This is a genomic window from Acidobacteriota bacterium (genome assembly GCA_034211275.1).
Taxonomy (GTDB): domain Bacteria; phylum Acidobacteriota; class Thermoanaerobaculia; order Multivoradales; family JAHZIX01; genus JAGQSE01.
In genome coordinates this window covers 1-18,245 of sequence record JAXHTF010000137.1, presented here as the reverse complement: position 1 = coordinate 18,245, position 18,245 = coordinate 1, and the positions used below count along the sequence as shown (strand labels likewise).

The 18,245-nt window shown below is 67.7% G+C and carries 15 protein-coding genes; 6 read left to right on the top strand and 9 right to left on the bottom strand.

The genetic code is table 11. The features are described from left to right. Positions 1-162: 162 nt before the first annotated feature. Positions 163-1,197 (bottom strand): 3'(2'),5'-bisphosphate nucleotidase, encoded by a 1,035-nt coding sequence (locus SX243_18285; protein ID MDY7094926.1) that lies wholly within the window; start codon positions 1,195-1,197, stop codon positions 163-165. A 346-nt stretch (positions 1,198-1,543) separates the two neighbouring features. Here SX243_18285 and SX243_18280 point away from each other — a divergent pair, with 346 nt between their 5' ends. The 4 genes from SX243_18280 to SX243_18265 all read left to right on the top strand — a co-directional run bounded on the left by SX243_18280 (position 1,544) and on the right by SX243_18265 (position 6,203). Continuing rightward, positions 1,544-2,116, top strand: a complete 573-nt coding sequence (locus tag SX243_18280) for a sigma-70 family RNA polymerase sigma factor (protein MDY7094925.1) — start codon at positions 1,544-1,546, stop codon at positions 2,114-2,116. Between the two features lie 137 nt (positions 2,117-2,253). Continuing rightward, on the top strand, positions 2,254-2,886 hold the full coding sequence (locus SX243_18275; GenBank protein ID MDY7094924.1) for a hypothetical protein: 633 nt from the start codon (positions 2,254-2,256) through the stop codon (positions 2,884-2,886). 34 nt (positions 2,887-2,920) lie between these two features. After that, a complete protein-coding gene (locus tag SX243_18270) occupies positions 2,921-4,813 on the top strand; it encodes a hypothetical protein (protein ID MDY7094923.1) in 1,893 nt (630 codons plus the stop codon). Between the two features lie 85 nt (positions 4,814-4,898). Continuing rightward, a complete protein-coding gene (locus tag SX243_18265; protein ID MDY7094922.1) occupies positions 4,899-6,203 on the top strand; it encodes a divalent metal cation transporter in 1,305 nt (434 codons plus the stop codon). Positions 6,204-6,207: 4 nt separating this feature from the next. On the opposite strand, the gene SX243_18260 is transcribed toward SX243_18265, so the two are convergent. The 3 genes from SX243_18260 to SX243_18250 all read right to left on the bottom strand — a co-directional run bounded on the left by SX243_18260 (position 6,208) and on the right by SX243_18250 (position 10,198). Then, complete coding sequence (locus tag SX243_18260) at positions 6,208-7,167, bottom strand: hypothetical protein (protein MDY7094921.1); 960 nt, start codon at positions 7,165-7,167, stop codon at positions 6,208-6,210. 58 nt (positions 7,168-7,225) lie between these two features. Further along, a complete protein-coding gene (locus SX243_18255; protein ID MDY7094920.1) occupies positions 7,226-7,648 on the bottom strand; it encodes a thioesterase family protein in 423 nt (140 codons plus the stop codon). Between the two features lie 279 nt (positions 7,649-7,927). Beyond that, on the bottom strand, positions 7,928-10,198 hold the full coding sequence (locus tag SX243_18250) for an ATP-dependent RecD-like DNA helicase (protein ID MDY7094919.1): 2,271 nt from the start codon (positions 10,196-10,198) through the stop codon (positions 7,928-7,930). 57 nt (positions 10,199-10,255) lie between these two features. Here SX243_18250 and SX243_18245 point away from each other — a divergent pair, with 57 nt between their 5' ends. Both SX243_18245 and SX243_18240 read left to right on the top strand, forming a co-directional pair. Further along, positions 10,256-11,647, top strand: coding sequence for a sigma-54 dependent transcriptional regulator (locus SX243_18245; GenBank protein ID MDY7094918.1), 1,392 nt, complete (start codon positions 10,256-10,258; stop codon positions 11,645-11,647). 6 nt (positions 11,648-11,653) lie between these two features. Then, positions 11,654-11,875: a hypothetical protein gene (locus SX243_18240; protein ID MDY7094917.1), complete on the top strand. Its 222-nt coding sequence runs from the start codon at positions 11,654-11,656 to the stop codon at positions 11,873-11,875. Between the two features lie 241 nt (positions 11,876-12,116). On the opposite strand, the gene glmM is transcribed toward SX243_18240, so the two are convergent. The 5 genes from glmM to ftsH form a co-directional block, all read right to left on the bottom strand. After that, positions 12,117-13,505 (bottom strand): phosphoglucosamine mutase, encoded by a 1,389-nt coding sequence (gene glmM, locus SX243_18235; GenBank protein MDY7094916.1) that lies wholly within the window; start codon positions 13,503-13,505, stop codon positions 12,117-12,119. Positions 13,506-13,680: 175 nt separating this feature from the next. Further along, entirely contained in the window at positions 13,681-14,376 is a 696-nt protein-coding gene (locus SX243_18230; GenBank protein MDY7094915.1) for a CdaR family protein, read from the bottom strand. After that, the gene (gene cdaA, locus SX243_18225) at positions 14,373-15,167 is read right to left on the bottom strand and encodes a diadenylate cyclase CdaA (protein ID MDY7094914.1); all 795 of its coding nucleotides are present in this window, start codon (positions 15,165-15,167) and stop codon (positions 14,373-14,375) included. Before cdaA ends, SX243_18230 begins: the two co-directional genes overlap by 4 nt. Then, complete coding sequence (gene folP / locus SX243_18220) at positions 15,164-16,111, bottom strand: dihydropteroate synthase (GenBank protein ID MDY7094913.1); 948 nt, start codon at positions 16,109-16,111, stop codon at positions 15,164-15,166. Before folP ends, cdaA begins: the two co-directional genes overlap by 4 nt. A gap of 64 nt (positions 16,112-16,175) precedes the next feature. Continuing rightward, complete coding sequence (gene ftsH, locus SX243_18215; protein MDY7094912.1) at positions 16,176-18,245, bottom strand: ATP-dependent zinc metalloprotease FtsH; 2,070 nt, start codon at positions 18,243-18,245, stop codon at positions 16,176-16,178.

Sequence of the window (18,245 nt, the reverse complement as noted above, 5' to 3'; positions counted from 1 at the left end):
TTCGAGCAGAATCAAGGCGGAGAACCGCAGGCGATTCGGGAATCGTCGAGGTTCGACAACGAAGATTCGGCCGAAAAGAGCCGTTCGGAGCGCGACGCGGGTTTTTCAGCAAGCTCCTAGAGCGGAGCTGGGAGGCGCCCGGCGCGGCCTAGCAGTGACTCGTCACTTCGGAAGATCCGCTTCCGCCGCTACCGCCTCGATGATCTGCTGGTGGAAGCGGCCGTTGCTAGCCACGATGCCGATGTTGTGGCGCAGGGTCTTGCCGGCGCCGAAATCCAGGTCCCGGCCGTGGGCGTCGGTGACCCGGCCGCCGGCCTCCTCGATCACCATGGCGCCGGCGGCGTGGTCCCAGATCTTCTCTTCATAGCCGGCCTTGCGCGGCAGGCGCAGATAGATCGAGCCCTCGCCGCGGGCCAGAGCGGCATACTTGCACTGCGAATCCATGCGCACCGGCGGCGCTGTCACGCCCAGGCGGCCGGCGATGCGGGCGTGGAGGTCGTGGGCCGAATGGGCGGCCTCCACCGACTCGCAGAATACCGCCCCCGCCGGATCCTCCTGAGAGCTGACCGACACCTCGCCCCGGAGATTGCCGTCGAGGTCGTAGAGACGGGTGCCGCCGCCCCGTTGCGCTGCCAGCACGCAGCCCCGGCGGCCGTTGGGCTCCGCCGGATCCAGCGGCAGATACGGGCAGCCCAACACTCCCAGCTGGACCTCGCCGTTCTCGATCAGCGCCAGCGCCACGGCGTACTGACCGCCGCGGAGAAATCCCTTGGTGCCGTCGATGGGATCCAGCGCCCAGAACGCTCCCTGATCTCCGGCATCGGCGGAGCAGCGGTCGATGGCTCGCAGCACCTCCTCCATCCCCGCCTCTGGATGAAACTCCTGCACCGCGGACACCACCCCATCCCGCACCTCCCGATGATCCTCCTGGCGCAGCGCACCGGCGCTCTCCTCGCCCAGGATGACGTCACCGGGCAGGTGGCGCTCCAGGTCAAGGCTCACCAGGCTCTGGACCGCGAAGTCGGCGATGGTCACCGGGGAGCGATCCTGTTTGTCTAGTGCTCTCTTCTCTGGCGCTCCCTTCTTTGGGGCTTGCTGCTCCGGAGGGCCTTCGCCGATCCATGCGGAGCGGACTCCGCGGGCCAGATGGCTTGCTCGGGTGGCGGTGGCGATGGCGGTTTCGAGACGCTGGTTCACGGGTCGAGTCCTCTCGGTCGGTGATGCGGCATGGAATGTCGTTCGGCAGGGAGGCGCGGGGAGCCCACCGGGGCGGCTGCTTGGAGGTATGCTCGGTATCAAGCTCCAGAATCGAAGCCTGGCAGGCTACGGGTTCGGATCACCGGGCTCGCGGCAGCGGGATCATACCAGCCGCCTCGGCGACGTCCCGCCCTCTTCCGGCTCCCCTGGACCGGGGCCGGTTCGGCGACCGTAGAGAAACCGGCGAAACATCTTTTTTCGCCGCGCCGTAGGCTCATACATCCCGGAAGCGCCGGGAGACTCAAGAACGAATTCGGGAGGCAAGACGATTTCAGACGCCGAGCTGGTGGGACGTGCCCTAGAAGGCTCGCAGGAGGCTTACCACGACATCGTGGTGCGCTATCAGCGACCGGTGTTTACCGTCGTCCTGCGCATGGTCCGAGATCCTCAGCTGGCGGAAGATTTGACCCAAGAGAGCTTCATCAAGGCCTTTCGAGCCCTCGCCACCTTCGACCCCAGCCGCAAGCTCGCGAGCTGGTTGTTCAAAATCGCCCACAACACCACCTTGGACCACCTACGACGCCGCAGCCTGGACACCGTGCCCCTGGAACCCGGGGAGGACGAAGCCCCGGACCGGCGCAGCCAATGGGCCGATCCCCACGCTGAGAGCCCGGAGCATCGGGCCTCCATGGGAGACCTGGCGGAAGCCATCGAGGCCGCCCTCGATCAGCTGCGTCCGGAGTATCGAGAGATCGTCGTGCTGCGCTATCAGGAAGGCCTGGCCTACCAAGAGATCGCCGAGATTCTGGATCTCCCCATGGGCACGGTCAAAACCCATATCCACCGCTCCCGGCGACAGCTGGCGGAGATCCTCTCCGAGGAAGGCTGGAGCCCTGGAGCGCTGGCCGCGGAAGCTTGAGAAAAAGCCCCGAGAAAGAACCCCTAGAAAGAACACTGTCATGAGACGTGAAGTGAGACCTGAAGAAAGTAGATCCAAGCAGGCGAAACACCCTTTCCTCTTGTACCGTAGGCAGGGCTGTATGAGGAGGTTTCGGCATGAGCACTGATCACACGAACACTGGCTCGACCCCCACGCATCGCGGTCGTAACACCTCGCCCGCCGAGGTTTCGGCCGCCAAGGTGTCGGGAGGAGCGCCGTCGGCGGACCCTCGGCTCCAGCAGCAAGTCCGGCGCTGGCTCGTGGCGGAGTCCTCGCGCCAGTGGTTGGAGGCGGAAGCCGCCCTGCGCGGCGTCTTCCAGCTCCTGCCGACTCCCGCTTTGCCGGAAGACTTCCCCCGCCGCGTGCTGCGTAGCGCCGGCATGACCCCCGCCACGGACTGGTTCAGCCGCCGGTGGGTCCGCTGGGCCGTCGCGGTCTGCTTCCTGGTGGTGGGAGGCCTCGCCTCTCTTCTGCCGGGGGCCGTCATCGCCGTCGCCGAAACCGTGACCCCCACCACCGTCTCCACCGCCGCCAGCGGGCTGGCGGGAGCGGTAGCCGGCGGCCTGACCGGGGGGCTGGCGATTCTCGAGAAGATCGCCGAGATCGGTGGGTTGACTCTGCGGGCGGCCCTGACCCCGAGCGCTCTCCTACTCTTCGGAACCTTCTCCCTGCTCACCTTGGCGGCCTTCCGGCTGCTCACCGATTGGATCGTCGAACCGGGAAGGAGCGGTCATGCGGAACCGGCCTGATCGATTCCGTCAAACTCGTTTACGGGCCGAGGCCATGAGATGGGCGCAGCCCGTCAATCCCTGGTCCCTGGGGACGCTGGTGGTTCTGCTCCTGCTCGCCCTCGCTTCCGCTGCCGCTGCCCAGGGAGTCGCTGCTCAGGGAGCTGGCGAGCGCCCTGCGGTGGTCGAGCGGGTCGAGGAGCTCTTCCAGGTACTACCCCTGGAGGACGGCGTGGCCCTGGTGCCCCTCTCCAGCCTCAACGGAGTGCGCAGCATCGAGATGCGCGGCGGCGAGCTGGCCATCAACGGTGCCTCGGTCTCCGAGGACGTGGTGCGCTCCTGGTTGCAGGATGCGGCGCCGGTAGTCCTCGAGCTGTGGCGCCGGAGCCCCCAGGAGCGCCGGGCCCTCTTCGGCTTCGAGCCGGCCGGCGCCGCCACCGCTCCCCCCGTCGTCGAGGCCCCGGAGCCTCCCCCCGTCGCCGGAAGCCCCGCCGCTGGAACCCTCGTCGCCGAGGAACCGGAGGCTGCGGAATCGGCTGCCGTAGCGGAGGTCTCCCCGGAGGAGGAGGTCGTAGCGGACGACGAGCTGCAGCTCGAAGATTCTCCCACCGAAGAGTCCACCGTGGAGGAACGCTCCTGGGATGACGAGCCCCGTGCAGATCGCCGTCCGGAGCGTCGAACCACCAGCTCCGAGGCCCGCTCCTCCATCGGCCAGCCCCTCACCATCCGCGACGACGAAATCGCCGAGGAGGCGGTGGTCATCGGTGGCCCCTTGACCATCGATGGCGAAGTGTTGGAATCCGCCGTCTCCATCGGCGGCCCGGTGCGCATCCGCGGCAAAGTGCTCGGCGATGTCGCCGCCGTCGGTGGCTCGGTCTACCTGGAGGAAACCGCCGAGGTGCAGGGCGATGTGACCAGCGTCGGCGGCGAGGTGGAGCGCGAGGATGGCGCCAAGGTTTTTGGCGAGGTCTCCGAGGTGGCCATGAATTGGGGCCGCTTCGATCTCGACTTCGGGGATTGGCTGCATCTCGACGACTGGGATCCGGAAGTGCGGGTGTACTGGCCGCAGGGGATTTTCGCCCGCGCGGCTACTTTCGGCGGCAACCTCGCGTGGGCCATCTTCATGGCCCTGCTGGTGGGGTTGGTGGTGGTGGTGGCCAAGGATCCGGTGCAGCGCATCGGCCGCGTCGCCGCCGCCGAGCCCTGGAAAGCCGGGCTGGTAGGCATCGCGTCGCTGCTCCTGCTGCTCTTCCTGATCCCCATCTTCGCCATTGTGCTGGTGATCCTGGTGATCACCATCATCGGCATCCCCATCGCTATCATCCTGGCGATCCTGGTGCCCCTGGCGCTGGTCTTGATGGCTCTGGTGGGCTATAGCGCGGTATCGCTTCGAGTAGGAGAGGCTGCCGGCCGGAGATTCAACTGGCCCCTCGCCAACGCCTTCCTCACCGCACTGCTGGGAGTCGCCCTGATTCGCGGATGGGAGCTCTTGGGTGACCTGTTGAACCTCGGGGGTTGGCCTCTCTTCCTGCCGGCCATCACGTTAATCGTCTTCGGCTTCATGGTCAATTTCGTGGCCTGGAGCGTCGGCACCGGCGCGCTCTTGATGAGCGTCTTCGACGGGTCGCCCCGGGTCACCGGTGCGGCGGCTCTACCACCGGTCCCGCCGCCCCCACCGCCACCGATGGCCTCCGAGCCGCCGCCGGACGATGCCACCTGGGACGACACCGCCCTCGACGACTTGCCGTCGGAAGACGAGCTGGAGCGGGAGTTCGAGCAATCCTTGGAGGAAGACTCCTCTGCGGACGAAGCTTCCGCCACGGACGAGGAGCCTGCCACGGACGACGAGGTGGCTTCCGACGAGCCTGTTTCCGACGAGGAACCTCCGGACCTGCCCGAGGATGACGGTACCAAGCCCTCCTCGGAGGACGACAAGCCCCGGGGCTAGGCCTGCCCAACACTCCTCCGGGCGGCCTCTCTCCGACTCGCCGCCGGCTACAATGGCCGGCGGCGTTTTTTTATGGAGGGAAGCTATGAGCCGTCTGCTAAACATTCTTTTCTGGTCGGTCATCGCGGCGGCCTTCATCGGGCCGGGAACGGTGACCACGGCGGCGTCGGCGGGGCATGGCTTCGGGCTGCGGCTGCTGTGGGCCCTGGCGTTCTCCACCGTCGCCTGCCTGGTGCTCCAGGAGGCGGCGGCGCGGCTGACGGCGGTGTCGGGGCTGGACCTGGGGCAGGCGCTGCGGCAGCGCTACCACGGTGGTCTGGGAGGAGCGGCGGTGCTGGTGGTGGTGCTCGGGGCGGTGGTGTTGGGCTGTGCCAGCTACGAGGCGGGCAATATCCTCGGCGCGGTGGTGGGGGCGCAGCTGGGGGTGGCGGTGGCGACGCCCTGGCTGGTGCTGGCCATCGGTTTGGGGGCGGTGGCGCTGCTGTGGTCCGGCCGGCCGTCTCTCATCGCCCGGCTCATGGGTCTGCTGGTGGCGGTGATGGGAGCGGCCTTCGTGATCACCGCGGTGGTGCTGGCGCCGCCGCTGCCGGAGCTGCTGCGGGGCCTGCTGATGCCCGCGCTGCCGGCGGGTTCGGGGGTGGTGGTACTGGCGCTGGTGGGTACGACGGTGGTGCCCTACAACCTCTTCCTAGGCTCGGGCCTGGCCCGTGGCCAGAGCCTGGGGGAGATGCGCTCCGGCCTGGCGGTGGCGGTGGTCTTGGGCGGGCTGATCTCCATGGCGGTGGTGGTGGTAGGCACGGTGGTGACCGGGGAGTTCTCCTTCCCGCAGCTCGCCGAGGTCCTCGACGGCCGCTTTCCCGGCGGCCGCTGGTTGCTGGCGGTGGGTCTCTTCGCCGCCGGGCTGACTTCCGCCGTCACCGCTCCGTTGGCGGCGGCCATCACCGCTCGCTCGCTCTTCTCTGACGCAGAGGACCCCGCCTGGTCGCCGACCTCGGCGCGCTTCCGCGGCGTCTGGGGCCTGGTGCTGGCGGTGGGGCTGGCTTCGGGGCTCTCCGGCGTCCGGCCCGTTCCCGCGATCATCCTGGCCCAGGCCTTCAACGGCTTGTTGCTGCCGCTGGTGGCGGTCTTCCTGCTGGTGGCGGTGAACGACCGCCGGCTGATGGGGGAGCGGGGCCTCAACGGCCCCTGGGCCAACGCGCTGATGGCAGCGGTGGTGTGGGTGACGCTGGTGCTGGGAGCGCGGCAGCTGGCGGGGGCGGCGGGCAAGGTGCTGGCCCTGCCCCCGGTGTCGGAAGAATTCCTGCTGGCCCTCGCCGCCGGATTCGCCCTGCTGCTGGCGGTGCCGGTGGCGCGGGCGGTGCTGCGGGGACGCAGCAGTTCAGTCGCTTAGACCGTCAGATCTCCGACCCGTCGCTCACCACCCGGCTCCACATCGTCGGGTCCCCTCCCTCGAAGCCGTCGCCGAAGATCCGCGGATCGGTGACGAAGGCGACGAAGGTCTGCTGCCCGCCGCCGGGAGCGGCGGTGAGGTCGAAGTTGGTGCTGGAGTCCAGCGCTTCGTCGCTGAGAATCACTTCGCCGAACCGCGAGCCGGCGACCAGGTCGCCGTTCCGATCGAGGTCGATGTCGGTGAGGTTGTCGATACCGGTGTCGTGGAAATCCGTCAGCGCACCGGCGCTGGAGTAGCGGTAGAGGTTGCCGTCCCAGGATGCCCCGAAGATGTCTCCGTCGGCGTTCACTGCGATGCCTCGGACGTCGATGGCGAGGGTGATGGTGCCCAGCGAGCTCATCGTCTCGGGATCGAAGATGTCGACGGTCTCCTCGTCGTCGACCAGCGCGTAGAGCCGGCGGTCGAAGCCCAGGGTGACGTCGATGTATTCGGCGTCGGCGAATCGTTGGGCGCCGCCGGTGCTGATGTCGAAGCGCACCAGCCCCCGCGGCCCACCGGGATCGGGGGTGGTCATGTCGGTGGCGAACATGTAGTGGCGATAGGCCGCCAGGCCGCCGTAGCTGACATTGTTCACCGTGCTCCAGCCAGCCAAGGTTGTATCGGCCCACATCACCGAGGCGGGCTCCAGCAGGCTGAGCTTGGGGGTGAGGGTGCCGTTGTAGATTCCCAAGAGCCCTCTGCGCTCGAGCACCAGCTCGCGAGCTTCCTCGGTCACCCCGTCGATGGCCAGCAGCTGCACCTGGCTGCCTGCGGGGGTGAATTCGTAGAGGTTGTCTTCGAAGGTCACCAGCAGGTTGCCGAGGGTGAACTCCGCGGCGGCGGCCGGGAGGATGCAGCCTGCAAAGGCGGCGAAAATGAGAAGGCCGTGGGCGAGGGGTTGGCGGAGAGAGAAAGAACGGGTCATAGCAAGCCTCGCGAAGTCGGAGTCGGTGAGTTCGGGAAGCTTTCAGTCTAGCAGGCTTCTACTCCCCCATCGCCTCCTGGAGCGCATCCCGCAGCCCCGCGGGCATGGGCACCGCGCGGCTGGCGTCGTAGTCGACCCACACCACCGCCGATTTGCCCTCCGCCACCAGGGTTTCCTCCCCGTGGAGGAAGATGCCGTACTCCAGGTTGAAGCTCCGCCGCCCCACCTCGATCACCCGAACCCCCACATCCAGCTCCGCGGGGTGGTGGACCTGGCGATGGAAGTCGCAGGAGGCGTGGACCAGCGCCGGGCCGTGGTGCGGGTGCTCGCGCAGGCCTTCCAGGTTCAGCTGTTCGAAGAGGCCCATGCGGGCGCTCTCGCAGTAGGTGAAGTAGACGGCGTTGTTGACGTGGCCGAAGGCGTCCATATCCGCCCAGCGGACGGGCATGGGCTCGAAGTGCTGGAAGTCGTCGCGGTTCATGATGGGGGATCCTAGCAGTCTACGAAGCCGGGGCGAGGTTGTCTTGCGGGCCGTGTCCTGGTTGGAGGTCGCTCGGGCCTCGGCGCTGCTGGCCGACGCAGTCGGGCGAGCTGCCGCGGCGCGTGGAGAACTCGCTGGCGCTCAAACAGCTCCACGCGTTTCTCCGCATCAGCTCGTGACTGCGTCGCGCGCCTCGGAGTCCTCGCTCGCTTCCAACCAGGACACTCCTCGATACCAACATCGCGAGAAAGTGCTCCAAATGGGATCAGGGGGAGGCTTTCAATGCAACTGCCGCAGCCGTTCCGCCAACCGCGTGAACCGCCGGCGGGTGTCTTGGTTGCGGACGGCGACTTGGAGGGCGCGGGGCTGGCCGACCAGCACGGCGAGTTTCTCGGCGCGGGTGAGGGCGGTGTAGAGCAGGTTGCGCTGGAGCATGCGGTAGTGCTGGGTGTGCAGCGGCACCACCACGCAGGGGTACTCGCTGCCCTGGCTCTTGTGGATCGAACAGGCATAGGCGGGCACCAGCTCGTCCAGGTCGCCGTAGCCGTAGAGCACCAGGCGGTCGCCGAAGCGCACCTTCACCAGCTGCTGATCCTCATCCACCGACTCGATGCGCCCCACGTCGCCGTTGAAGACGTCCAGGTCGTAGTTGTTGCGCACCTGCATCACCTTGTCCCCGATGCGCAGCATTGGTCGGTTGGAGTTGGTCCCGCCGGAATTGGGAGGAGGGTTTTGATTCGAAGGATTCTGAATCGGACCGCTCCTCCCCAGGGCCTTGCCCCGGGGGTTGAGACAGGCCTGGAGTCGATGGTTGAGGTTGTAGACGCCGAGCAGGCCGCGGTTCATGGGGGAGAGCACCTGGATCTCCGTCAGCGGGTCGAACCCGAAGCCTCGCGGGATGCGTTCGGTGATCAGGTGGATGAGGGTGTCCTCCACCTCCTCCGGCTCATTGCGCTGAAAGAAGAAAAAGTCCGAGGCGGCGGGATCGTCCCCCGGTTCCACCACCGGCGGCTCGCCGTGGTTGATGCGGTGGGCGTTGGTGACGATGCGGCTCTCCGCCGCCTGGCGGAAAATCTCCGTCAGCCGCACCACCGGCACCGCGCCGCTGGTGATGCAATCCGACAGCACCCGCCCCGGTCCTACCGAGGGGAGCTGGTCCACGTCCCCCACCAACACCACCCGAGCTCCCAGTGGCACCGCCGCCAAGGTGCTGCGGGCCAGTGCCAGATCCAGCATGGAGGCTTCGTCGACGATCACCAGGTCGGCGTCCAGGGGCAGGTCCGGTCCGCGGGCGAAGCTGTGGGAGCGGGGATCGTATTCGAGCATGCGGTGCACCGTGCGGGCGTCGCGGCCGGTGGCTTCCGCCAGGCGCCGGGCGGCGCGGCCGGTGGGGGCGGCGAGGAGGATGCGGGCGCCCTTGGCGGCGAGGATCTCCACGATCCCCCGCAGCAGGGTGGTCTTGCCGGTGCCCGGGCCGCCGGTGATCACCAGCACCGCCGCTTCCAGAGCGCGGCCGATGGCTTCCCGCTGCTGCGGTGCCAGCTGTAGCTTTTCCCGCCCTTCGAACCATTCGATGGCCTTCTCCACATCCACGTCCGGCAGCCGCGACGGGGCGCTCAGGAGCTGCCCTACCCGCGCCGCCAGGGCGGTTTCCGCGGCGTGGTGGGCGGCGGTGAAGAGGGCCGTGTCGGCGCTTTCCGGCAGCTCCTCGGATACCAGCCGCCCGTCCGCCACCAGCTCGTCGATGGCGCTGCGAATGCCGTCCTCGTCGACCTCCAAGAGCTCGGCGGTGAGGGCCGTCAGCTGGCCCCGGGGCAGAAAGACGTGGCCCTGGTCGCTGCTCTGCCGCAGCACGTGGAGCACGCCGGCCTCCGCCCGCCGCGGCGAGTCCTTGGGGATTCCCAAGTTGTGAGCGATGCGGTCGGCGCTCTTGAAGCCGATGCCGAAGACCTCCTCCGCCAGCCGGTAGGGGTTCTCCGTGACCTTTTCCTCCGCCTCGGCGCCGTAGGTCTTGAAGATGCGCACCGCGTGGCTGGTCTGGATGCCGTGGCTTTGCAGAAAGACCATCACCCGCTGGATGTGCCGCTGCTCCTGCCAGGCTTCGAGAATCTGCTGGCTGCGCTTGGGCCCGATGCCCGGCACCCGCCGCAGCCGCTCCGGGTGTTGCTCGATGACCTCCAGGGTGCCCAACCCGAAGGTCTTCACCAACCGCTTGGCCATCTTCTTGCCGATGCCCTCGATGAGCCCCGAGCCGAGATAGCGCTCGATGCCCTCGGTGGTGGCCGGCCGCACCGGTTTGAAGGCGGTGGCGCGGAAGCGCTCGCCCCATTTGCGGTCCTGCTCCCAGCGGCCGGAGAAGCGCAGATTCTCTCCCGGCTGCACGCCCAAAACCTCGCCCACCACCGTCACCTGGCCCCGGCGCCCGGGGACGGCGATTTTGAGCACGCTCCAGCCATTCTCCGGATTGGAGAACACCACCGACTCCAGCACCCCCTCGACGGTGGTGTCGGCGGCGGCGCTGGGTCGGGAATCAGAGCGGGGGTGCTGCACGGGTTGTCTCACGAAGGCCCTAGTGTATCCGCTCCCCTTGTGCCAAAATGGCCCGCCATGGCAGAAATACCCCAAGTCCTGGTCATCGATGACGAGACGGGCTCCCGCGAGTCCATGGCCATCGCCATCGAGAAGGCCGGTTTGACCGTACGCACATTCGACGATGCCCGCAAGGCGCTGGAATACCTGGAACAACGGGACGGCGCCCGGGTGGTGGTGTGCGATCTCAAGATGCCCGGTATGGACGGCATCTCCTTCCTCAACGAGATCCGCGACCGAGAGTACGACCTGGGAGTGATCCTGGTCACCGGCTTCGGTTCCATCGAGAGCGCCGTGGAGGCCATGCGGGTCGGCGCCGACGACTATCTCACCAAGCCGGTGGAGCTCTACGAGCTGCGGCAGCGGGTGATGAACCTGATGGAGCGCAAGCAGCTCAAGGAAGAGGTTTCCAACCTGCGGCAGATGCTCGACAAGAAGTACGGCTTCGAGAGCATTATCGGCGCCTCCGCTCCCATGGAGCATCTCTTCGAGCAGATCCGCACCGTCGCTCCCACCCGCTCCAGCGTGCTCATCGTCGGCGAGAGCGGCACCGGCAAGGAGCTGGTGGCCACCGCTCTGCATCAGAACAGCCCGCGGCGGGACGAACGCTTCCTGGCCATCAACTGCGGCGCCATCCCCAACGACATCCTGGAGAGCGAGCTCTTCGGCCACGAGCGCGGTGCCTTCACCGGCGCCGTGGCGCGCAAGATCGGCAAATTCGAGCTCGCCCACCGCGGCACCCTCTTCTTGGACGAGATCAGCGAGCTGGTTCCGGAGCTCCAGGTCAAGCTCCTGCGGGTGCTCGAAGAGCGCCAGATCATGCGGGTCGGCGGCACCGATCTCATCGACGTCGACTTCCGGCTCATCGCCGCCACCAACCGCGACCTGGACAAAGAGGTCGAAGAGGAGCGCTTCCGCCAGGATCTCTACTACCGCCTCAAGGTGGTGACCCTCTTCATCCCGCCGCTGCGGGATCGCCCCGAGGACATCCCGCTGCTGTCGGAGCATTTCCTCAAGCAATTCTTCGAGGAGCACGGCAAGGAGCCGGTCCCCATCTCGCAGGCCGCTCTCGACGCTCTCTGCCGCCACCCCTGGCCCGGCAACGTGCGCGAGCTGCGCAACATTCTCGAGTCGGTGGTGATCTTCCACCGCGGCGACGAGATCCAGGTGGAGGATCTGCCCAAGGAGATCCGCGAGGCTTCCGGCCCCGCCCTCACCCCCGGTGGGCCGGTGCAAATCGCCCACGGCACCCCCCGCACCATGGACGAGATCGAGCGCCAGGCGATTCTAGAAACTCTGGAGCGCACCGGCGGCCACCGCGCCGACGCCGCCAAGCTCTTGGGCATCGGGCTGCGAACGCTGCAGCGCAAGCTGAAGGATTACAAGGAACAAGGCTACGTAGAGGAGTGAGTGGTGATGGAGCTGCCAACCGAAGTGATGATCCACAACGCCGGCCTGGGCCTCAAGGGCAGCAACGCCACCCTTCTGCGCATCGACCCCCAGGGCTATTACGAAGTCAATCTCAAACTCGGCGAGAACCGCCACCGCACCCTCCTTCCCATCCAGGGCACGATGGTCATCCACCGCCAGCCGGAGGAAGAGGCCTTGCCCCAGGCGGAGTTGGAGATCGAGCGCTAGATCAGCTTCTTTGGCGGCAGCTCGTCCCTGGGATCGAGAGGACTTCCCCCCTGGGAGCGTCGGCTTCTAGCCGGCTCTGATGGGAGGGCGGGGGCACTCTTCTTGGGCGCAGAGGGCCGGCTAGAAGCCGGCGCTCCCAGGTCTTGCTACTCCCAGGTCTTGCTACTCCCAGGTCTTGCTACTCCCAGGTCTTGCTACTCCCGGGGCTGGCTACTTGCCGGGGTCTGAAACTCCGGCCAAGCTACCCCAGCTCCCCCCGAAGCACCTCCGCCAGCTCTTCCGCCAGGGCGTGAATCTGCGCCTCATCCGCCCCCTCGATCATCACCCGGGCCAGGGGTTCGGTGCCGCTGTAGCGGAGGAGGAGGCGGCCTTGTTGGCCGAGGGCTTGCTCGACCTTCTCGGCGGCGGCGGTGACGGTGGGGAGTTGGTCGAAGGGGATCTTCTGCTGCACGCGGACGTTGAGCAGGACCTGGGGGAAGCGCTGGAAGGTCTGGAGCCGCTGGCTGAGGGGGGTGTCGAGGTCCTCGGCGAGGAGGAGGGCGAGCTGGACGGCGGTGAGGAGGCCGTCGCCGGTGCTGGCGAGGCCGAGGTGGACGATGTGGCCGCTTTGCTCGCCGCCGAGAAGGAGTTTCTGAGCGCGGAGGGTTTCCACCACCTCACGGTCGCCGACGCCGCAGCGTTCGAGGGCGATGCCGCGGGCTTCCAGGGCTCGTTCAAGGCCGAGGTTGCTCATGGTGGTGGCGACGATGCGCGGGGGCTCGAGGTGGCCCTGCTCCTTGAGGTGGCGAGCCCAGAGGTAGAGCATGGCGTCGCCGTCCCGCAGAGCGCCGGCCTCGTCCACCAGCAGAGCGCGGTCGGCGTCGCCGTCGAAGGCGATGCCCAGGTGGTAAGTGCCCTCGGCGACGTGCCGCTGGAGCGCCTCTGGGTGGGTGGAGCCGCAGCCTTGGTTGATGTTCTGGCCGTCGGGTTGGTCGTAGAGCACGGTGACGGTGGCGCCGAGATCTTCGAACAGAGGGGCGGCGAAGGCGGAGGCGGCGCCGTGGGAGGTGTCGAGGGCGAGGCGCAGGCCGGTGAGGGGCTGGTCCTTGTCCTGGGTAGCGGAGTCTTCGAGGTGGCGCAGGTAGTTGGAGGGTGCTTTCGAGTCGAGGTCGAGGGGGGTGAGGGGGACGTCGTCGGCGAAGAGGCCCTCGGCTGCGAGGTGCTCCCGGGCGGCTTCGAGGCCGGCTTCCACCTCCGCTTCGGCGTCACGGGTCCATTTGAAGCCCTCGATGTCGATGAGCTTGATGCCGTTGTCGGGGTGGGGATTGTGGCTGGCGGAGACGACGATGCCCGCGGCGGCGTCGGTGGTGCGGGTGAGGTGGGCGACGCCGGGGGTGGGGAGGATGCCGGCATAGCGCACCCGGGCGCCGGCGGCCTGAAGACCGGCGATGAGCCATTGGCAGAGGATCGGGGTGCTGTCGCGGGTGTCACCGCCGAGGACCACCAGGGGGGTGGAATCTTGCTGAGCGAGCAGGTGGCCGACGCGGTAGCCGACGGCGGTGACGGTGGGGCGATGGAGGGGCGCCTGGCCGAAGACACCGCGGATGCCGTCGGTGCCGAAGAGTCGGGGAGCGGGCTTGGGACTGGTCATGGACAGGTTGGATCCTTGGTCGATACTGGAACGCGAGAGGTCGACTCTCGGCAAACTGTGAGCGCTGGGAATGGCAGCCGGAAGGCCTGCTCGGGGCAAGTCCCTCGTTCAGACGGGCCATTCTCTCAGATGGGGGGCTTTCTCGGCTAGGAGCCGGTGCACCCCCCCAAAGCACCTACTGAGGCGTGATCTCCTGCGGCTGGATTTCTTCCAGGATGGTGGTGGGGCTGGGGGGTGGTTGGAGCTCTACGGAGACCTGGACGCGCACCGGGCGGGTGGAGAGGAGGGGGTTGATGGGGCGCAGGGAGACGCTTTCCTGGAATGAGAGGGCGTGGCCGTCGAGGTCCACCGGCTCGGTTTCCAGGGAGCGGTACTGCTCCAGGATGGTGCTGGGGCCGGTGATGCTGACCTCCTCGGGGTCGACGCGCCATTCGAGGAGCTTGGCGCCGGCGGCGGGCTCGCCTTCGAGCTCCACCAGCACCGGGCGCTGCACCGTGTCGATGAGGTCGAATTGCAGCGGGATGATGCTGGGGTTGATGGAGACCACCTCCAGATCCTCCGGCAGGAAGACATTCTCCGCCCCCACCCGCACTTCCATGACGCCGACATCGGCGTTGGCGACGTCCATCACCAGACCCACCATCAGCGGGTTGAGAGTGGTGACGGCGCTCTCCTTGCCCTTGACCCGGATGTCGACGGAGGAGAGGGGCTCCAGCAGCACCAGGTGCTCGGGGTAGTTGTAGGTCACCGAGGCGCTGACCACCCGCTGGCTGATATTGCCCAGCCGCTCCACCGACACCGCCAGCCACAGGGCGAAGGCCAGGACGACGGAAATCAGCTTGAGGATCCAGCGCTGATTCTTCTCCTTCACGCCACCCTCCTCCGCTGGCCCTGAGGGTAGAGGGTGGTCACCAGGTGGAAGTAGAGCTCGTTGCGGAGGCTCTTGGAGTCGAGGTCCGGAATCATCCGCCCGTCCACCGCCAGGGAGATGCGGCCCTTCTCCTCCGACACCACCACCGCCACCGCGTCGGTCTCTTCGGAGATGCCCAGGGCCGCCCGGTGGCGGGTGCCGTACTCCTTGGACAGCTCCGGGTTCGGGGTCAAGGGCAGGAAGCAGGCGGCGGCGGCAATGCGGTCGTCCTGGAGGATGACGGCGCCGTCGTGGAGCGGGGTAGTGGGGATGAAGATGGTCATCAGCAGGTCGAAGGTGAGGCGGGCGTCGAGCTCGATGCCGTTCTCCACGTAGTTGCGCAGGCCTTCCTCACGCTCGAAGACGATGAGGGCGCCGATGCGCCGGGAGGCGAGGGTGGTGGCCGCCAGCACCACCTCGTCGAAGGTGGGGGCGACGTTCTCCTGTTTGCTCATGCCCCAGAAGGGGTTGCGGCCGACGCTGGCGAGGGCGCGGCGGATCTCCGATTGGAAGAGCACGATGACCGCCACCGGCAGCAAAATGGGCAGGTTCCCCAGCACCGTTTGTAGGGCGGGCAGCTCGAAGAGCTCGGCGACGCCGAAGAGGATGATGAGGAAGCCCAAGCCCAGGAGCATTTGCACCGCACGGGTGCGGCGCACCAGCAGCAGCAGGTTGTAGAGGATCGCCGCCACCACCAGGATGTCGACGGCGTCGCGCAGGGTGACCTGGCTCCAGAAGTCGGCGAAGGTCATGAGCCTGGCTCCCGGGAAGGTTCGAGGTCTTCGGCGGGAAGGTCTTCGAGGGCGTGCCAGACTCGCTGGAAATCGACCGTCTCACCCACGTCGTGGACCCGCACCATGGCGGCGCCGGTGCGGCTGGCCCAGGCGACGGTGGCGAGGCTGCCGGCGAGGCGACGGGCCGGCGGGGGCGGAGTCTCGGCCTGGGGGGCGATGAAATGCCCGATGAAGCTCTTGCGGCTGGCCCCCAAGAGCACCGGCAGCCCCAGCTCACGCTGGAAGTGGCCGGCGTGGCGGATGAGCTCGAGGTTCTGGCGGTAGGTCTTGCCGAAGCCGATGCCGGGATCGACCACGATTTGCTCCCGCCGCACCCCCAGGGTTCCCGCTCGCTCGACGGCATCGGAGAGCTCCGCGGTGACTTCCCGCAGCAGGTCCCGGAAGGAGATCGTCTTTTGCATCTCCGAGATCTCACCCCGGCTGTGCATCAGGACGAGGGGACAGTCGGCGGCGCCGGCGGCTCGCGCCAGGTCGTCGTCGGAGAGCAGGCTGATGTCGTTGATCAGGTCGGCGCCGGCGTTCAAGGCGGCGCGGGCCACGGCGCCTTTGCGGGTGTCGACGGAGAGAGGAGCGTCGGTTTCCCGTCGCAGGGCTTCGAGCACCGGCAGGAGTCGGTCCATCTCCTCCTGGGCTGGGACCTCACTGGCGCCGTCGCCGTAGACGCCGCCGCCGGGGCGGGTGGATTCAGCGCCCAGGTCGAGGAGGTCGGCGCCCTGCTCCAGCAGCTCGAGGCCGTGGGCCACGGCGCGCTCGGGAGCCAGCCACAGGCCTCCGTCGCTGAAGGAGTCGGGGGTGATGTTGACGATGCCCATCACCCGCGGCCGGCGCCCCAGGGAAAGCCGTCGGCCCCCCGGTAGGTCGAGGGACCGGGGGGCGGTGGAGGTGGCGGGGGGGGCGGGCATGGATGGACGGCTCAGGGGTACTGGATGGAGAGCTCCAGGCGGTGGATTGGGGCCCGGTGGCGGCTCATGAGGGCTCCTCGGAGGAAGCGAGGCCTCCTTCTTGGACCTTCGAGCGCTGGGCCCGCTGCCCGCCGTGGCCGGCGCTCACCGGCTCGGGGGGCGCCTCGTCCTCGCCGTCCGGCGCGGCCTCGGGGGCTTCGGCGTCCTCGCTGCGCGGAGCGCCGTTGGTGCCGTCGCCGGAGGCGCTCCGCTCTTCATCAGAGCTGGGTTCTCCACTGACATCTCCACTGGCTTCGGCCCCTGGCTCCGCGTCGCCATCCTTTGCGGTGTCTTCGGGCTCCGTCGCCAGGGGCTCCTCCGGCAGCACCGGGAAGCGGTCCTCGCCGGTCATCTTCTGGATCAGCTCGTAGACCTCGCGGCCGTCCATGGTCTCTTTCTCCAGCAGCTGCTGGGAAAGCTCCTCCAGCACCTCCCGGTGGGTGGTGAGGATGTGGGTGGCCCGCTCGTAGGACTCGCGCACGAGCCGCTGGACCTCCTGGTCGATGCGGATGGCGGTTTCCTCGCTGTAGTCGCTGCGGGTGGCCATCTCGCGGCCCAGGAAGACCGGCTCGTCCTTGTTGCCGAAGGCCAGGGGACCAAGCTCCGACATGCCCCACTCGCAGACCATGCGGCGAGCCAGATCGGTGGCCTGCTCGATGTCGTTGCCGGCGCCGGTGGTGATGTCCTCCTGGGTCAGCTCCTCCGCAACCCGGCCGCCCATGAGGATGGCCAGCCGCGACTCCACGTAGCGCTGCTTGTAGGTGTATTTGTCCTCCGTCGGCAGCTGCATGGTGACGCCGAGAGCGCGGCCGCGGGGGATGATGGTGACCTTATGCAGCGGATCGGCGGTCTCGACAAAGGCCGCAACCAGGGCGTGGCCGGCCTCGTGGTAGGCGGTGACCAGGCGCTCCTCTTCGGTGAGCATCATGGTCTTGCGCTCGACGCCCATGAGGACCTTGTCCTTGGCGAACTCGAAGTCCGCCATCTCCACCGCCTTCTTGTTGCGGCGGGCGGCGATGAGGGCTGCCTCGTTGACCAGATTGGCCAAATCGGCACCGGCGAAGCCCGGAGTGCCACGGGCGATGACCCCCAGCTCGACGTCGTCGGAGATGGGAATGTCCCGCACGTGCACCCGCAGGATGCCCAGGCGGCCGTTGATGTCCGGGCGGTCCACCACCACCCGGCGGTCGAAGCGGCCGGGGCGCAGCAGCGCCGGGTCGAGGACGTCGGGGCGGTTGGTGGCGGCGATGAGGATGACGCCCTCGGAGGTCTCGAAGCCGTCCATCTCCACCAACAGCTGGTTGAGGGTCTGCTCGCGCTCGTCGTGCCCGCCGCCGAGGCCGGCGCCGCGGTGGCGGCCGACGGCGTCGATCTCGTCGATGAAGATGATGCACGGGGCGTTCTTCTTGCCCTGTTCGAAGAGGTCGCGGACCCGGCTGGCGCCGACGCCGACGAACATCTCGACGAAGTCGGAGCCGGAGATGGAGAAGAACGGCACGTTGGCCTCGCCGGCGATGGCGCGGGCAAGGAGGGTTTTGCCGGTGCCCGGCGGGCCCATGAGCAGCACGCCCTTGGGAATGCGGCCGCCGAGCTTCTGGAATTTCTGCGGCTCCTTGAGGAATTCGACGATCTCCGACAGCTCTTCCTTGGCCTCTTCGACTCCGGCGACGTCTTTGAAGGTCACCTTCTTGCCGGTGGCGTTGAGCAACTTGGCTTTGCTCTTGCCGAAGGAGAGGGCCTTGTTGCCGCCGCTCTGCATCTGGCGCATGAAGAAGATCCACAGCGCGACGATGAGGATGATGGGGCCGAAGTTGAACAACAACATGCCCAGCACGTTGTCCTTGGCCTCGTCGGCGGTGACCTTGACGTTGGCTTCCTGCAGGCCGTCGATGAATTCGGAGTCGGCCTCGAAGGGCAGCTGCAGGCGGAAGCCGTCGGTGCGGTCGTCGGGGTTGGCGCCCTCGACGTAGGTGCCTTCGACTTCCTTGCCGCGCAGGGTCAGCTCGGAGACGTCACCCTGCTCGACGAGCTGGGAGAATTCCGAGTAGGTGATCTCTTGCGTGCGGCCGGTATTGGTCTGAAACGTCTTCCACAG

Excerpts from the sequence above, each read along its gene's own strand:
- SX243_18260 (MDY7094921.1), bottom strand. The coding sequence starts at position 7,167 with ATGACCCGTTCTTTCTCTCTCCGCCAACCCCTCGCCCACGGCCTTCTC.
- folP (MDY7094913.1), bottom strand. The coding sequence starts at position 16,111 with ATGCCCGCCCCCCCCGCCACCTCCACCGCCCCCCGGTCCCTCGACCTA.
- glmM (MDY7094916.1), bottom strand. The coding sequence starts at position 13,505 with ATGACCAGTCCCAAGCCCGCTCCCCGACTCTTCGGCACCGACGGCATC.
- SX243_18245 (MDY7094918.1), top strand. The coding sequence starts at position 10,256 with ATGGCAGAAATACCCCAAGTCCTGGTCATCGATGACGAGACGGGCTCC.
- SX243_18240 (MDY7094917.1), top strand. The coding sequence starts at position 11,654 with ATGGAGCTGCCAACCGAAGTGATGATCCACAACGCCGGCCTGGGCCTC.
- SX243_18270 (MDY7094923.1), top strand. The coding sequence starts at position 2,921 with ATGAGATGGGCGCAGCCCGTCAATCCCTGGTCCCTGGGGACGCTGGTG.
- SX243_18265 (MDY7094922.1), top strand. The coding sequence starts at position 4,899 with ATGAGCCGTCTGCTAAACATTCTTTTCTGGTCGGTCATCGCGGCGGCC.
- cdaA (MDY7094914.1), bottom strand. The coding sequence starts at position 15,167 with ATGACCTTCGCCGACTTCTGGAGCCAGGTCACCCTGCGCGACGCCGTC.
- SX243_18275 (MDY7094924.1), top strand. The coding sequence starts at position 2,254 with ATGAGCACTGATCACACGAACACTGGCTCGACCCCCACGCATCGCGGT.
- SX243_18255 (MDY7094920.1), bottom strand. The coding sequence starts at position 7,648 with ATGAACCGCGACGACTTCCAGCACTTCGAGCCCATGCCCGTCCGCTGG.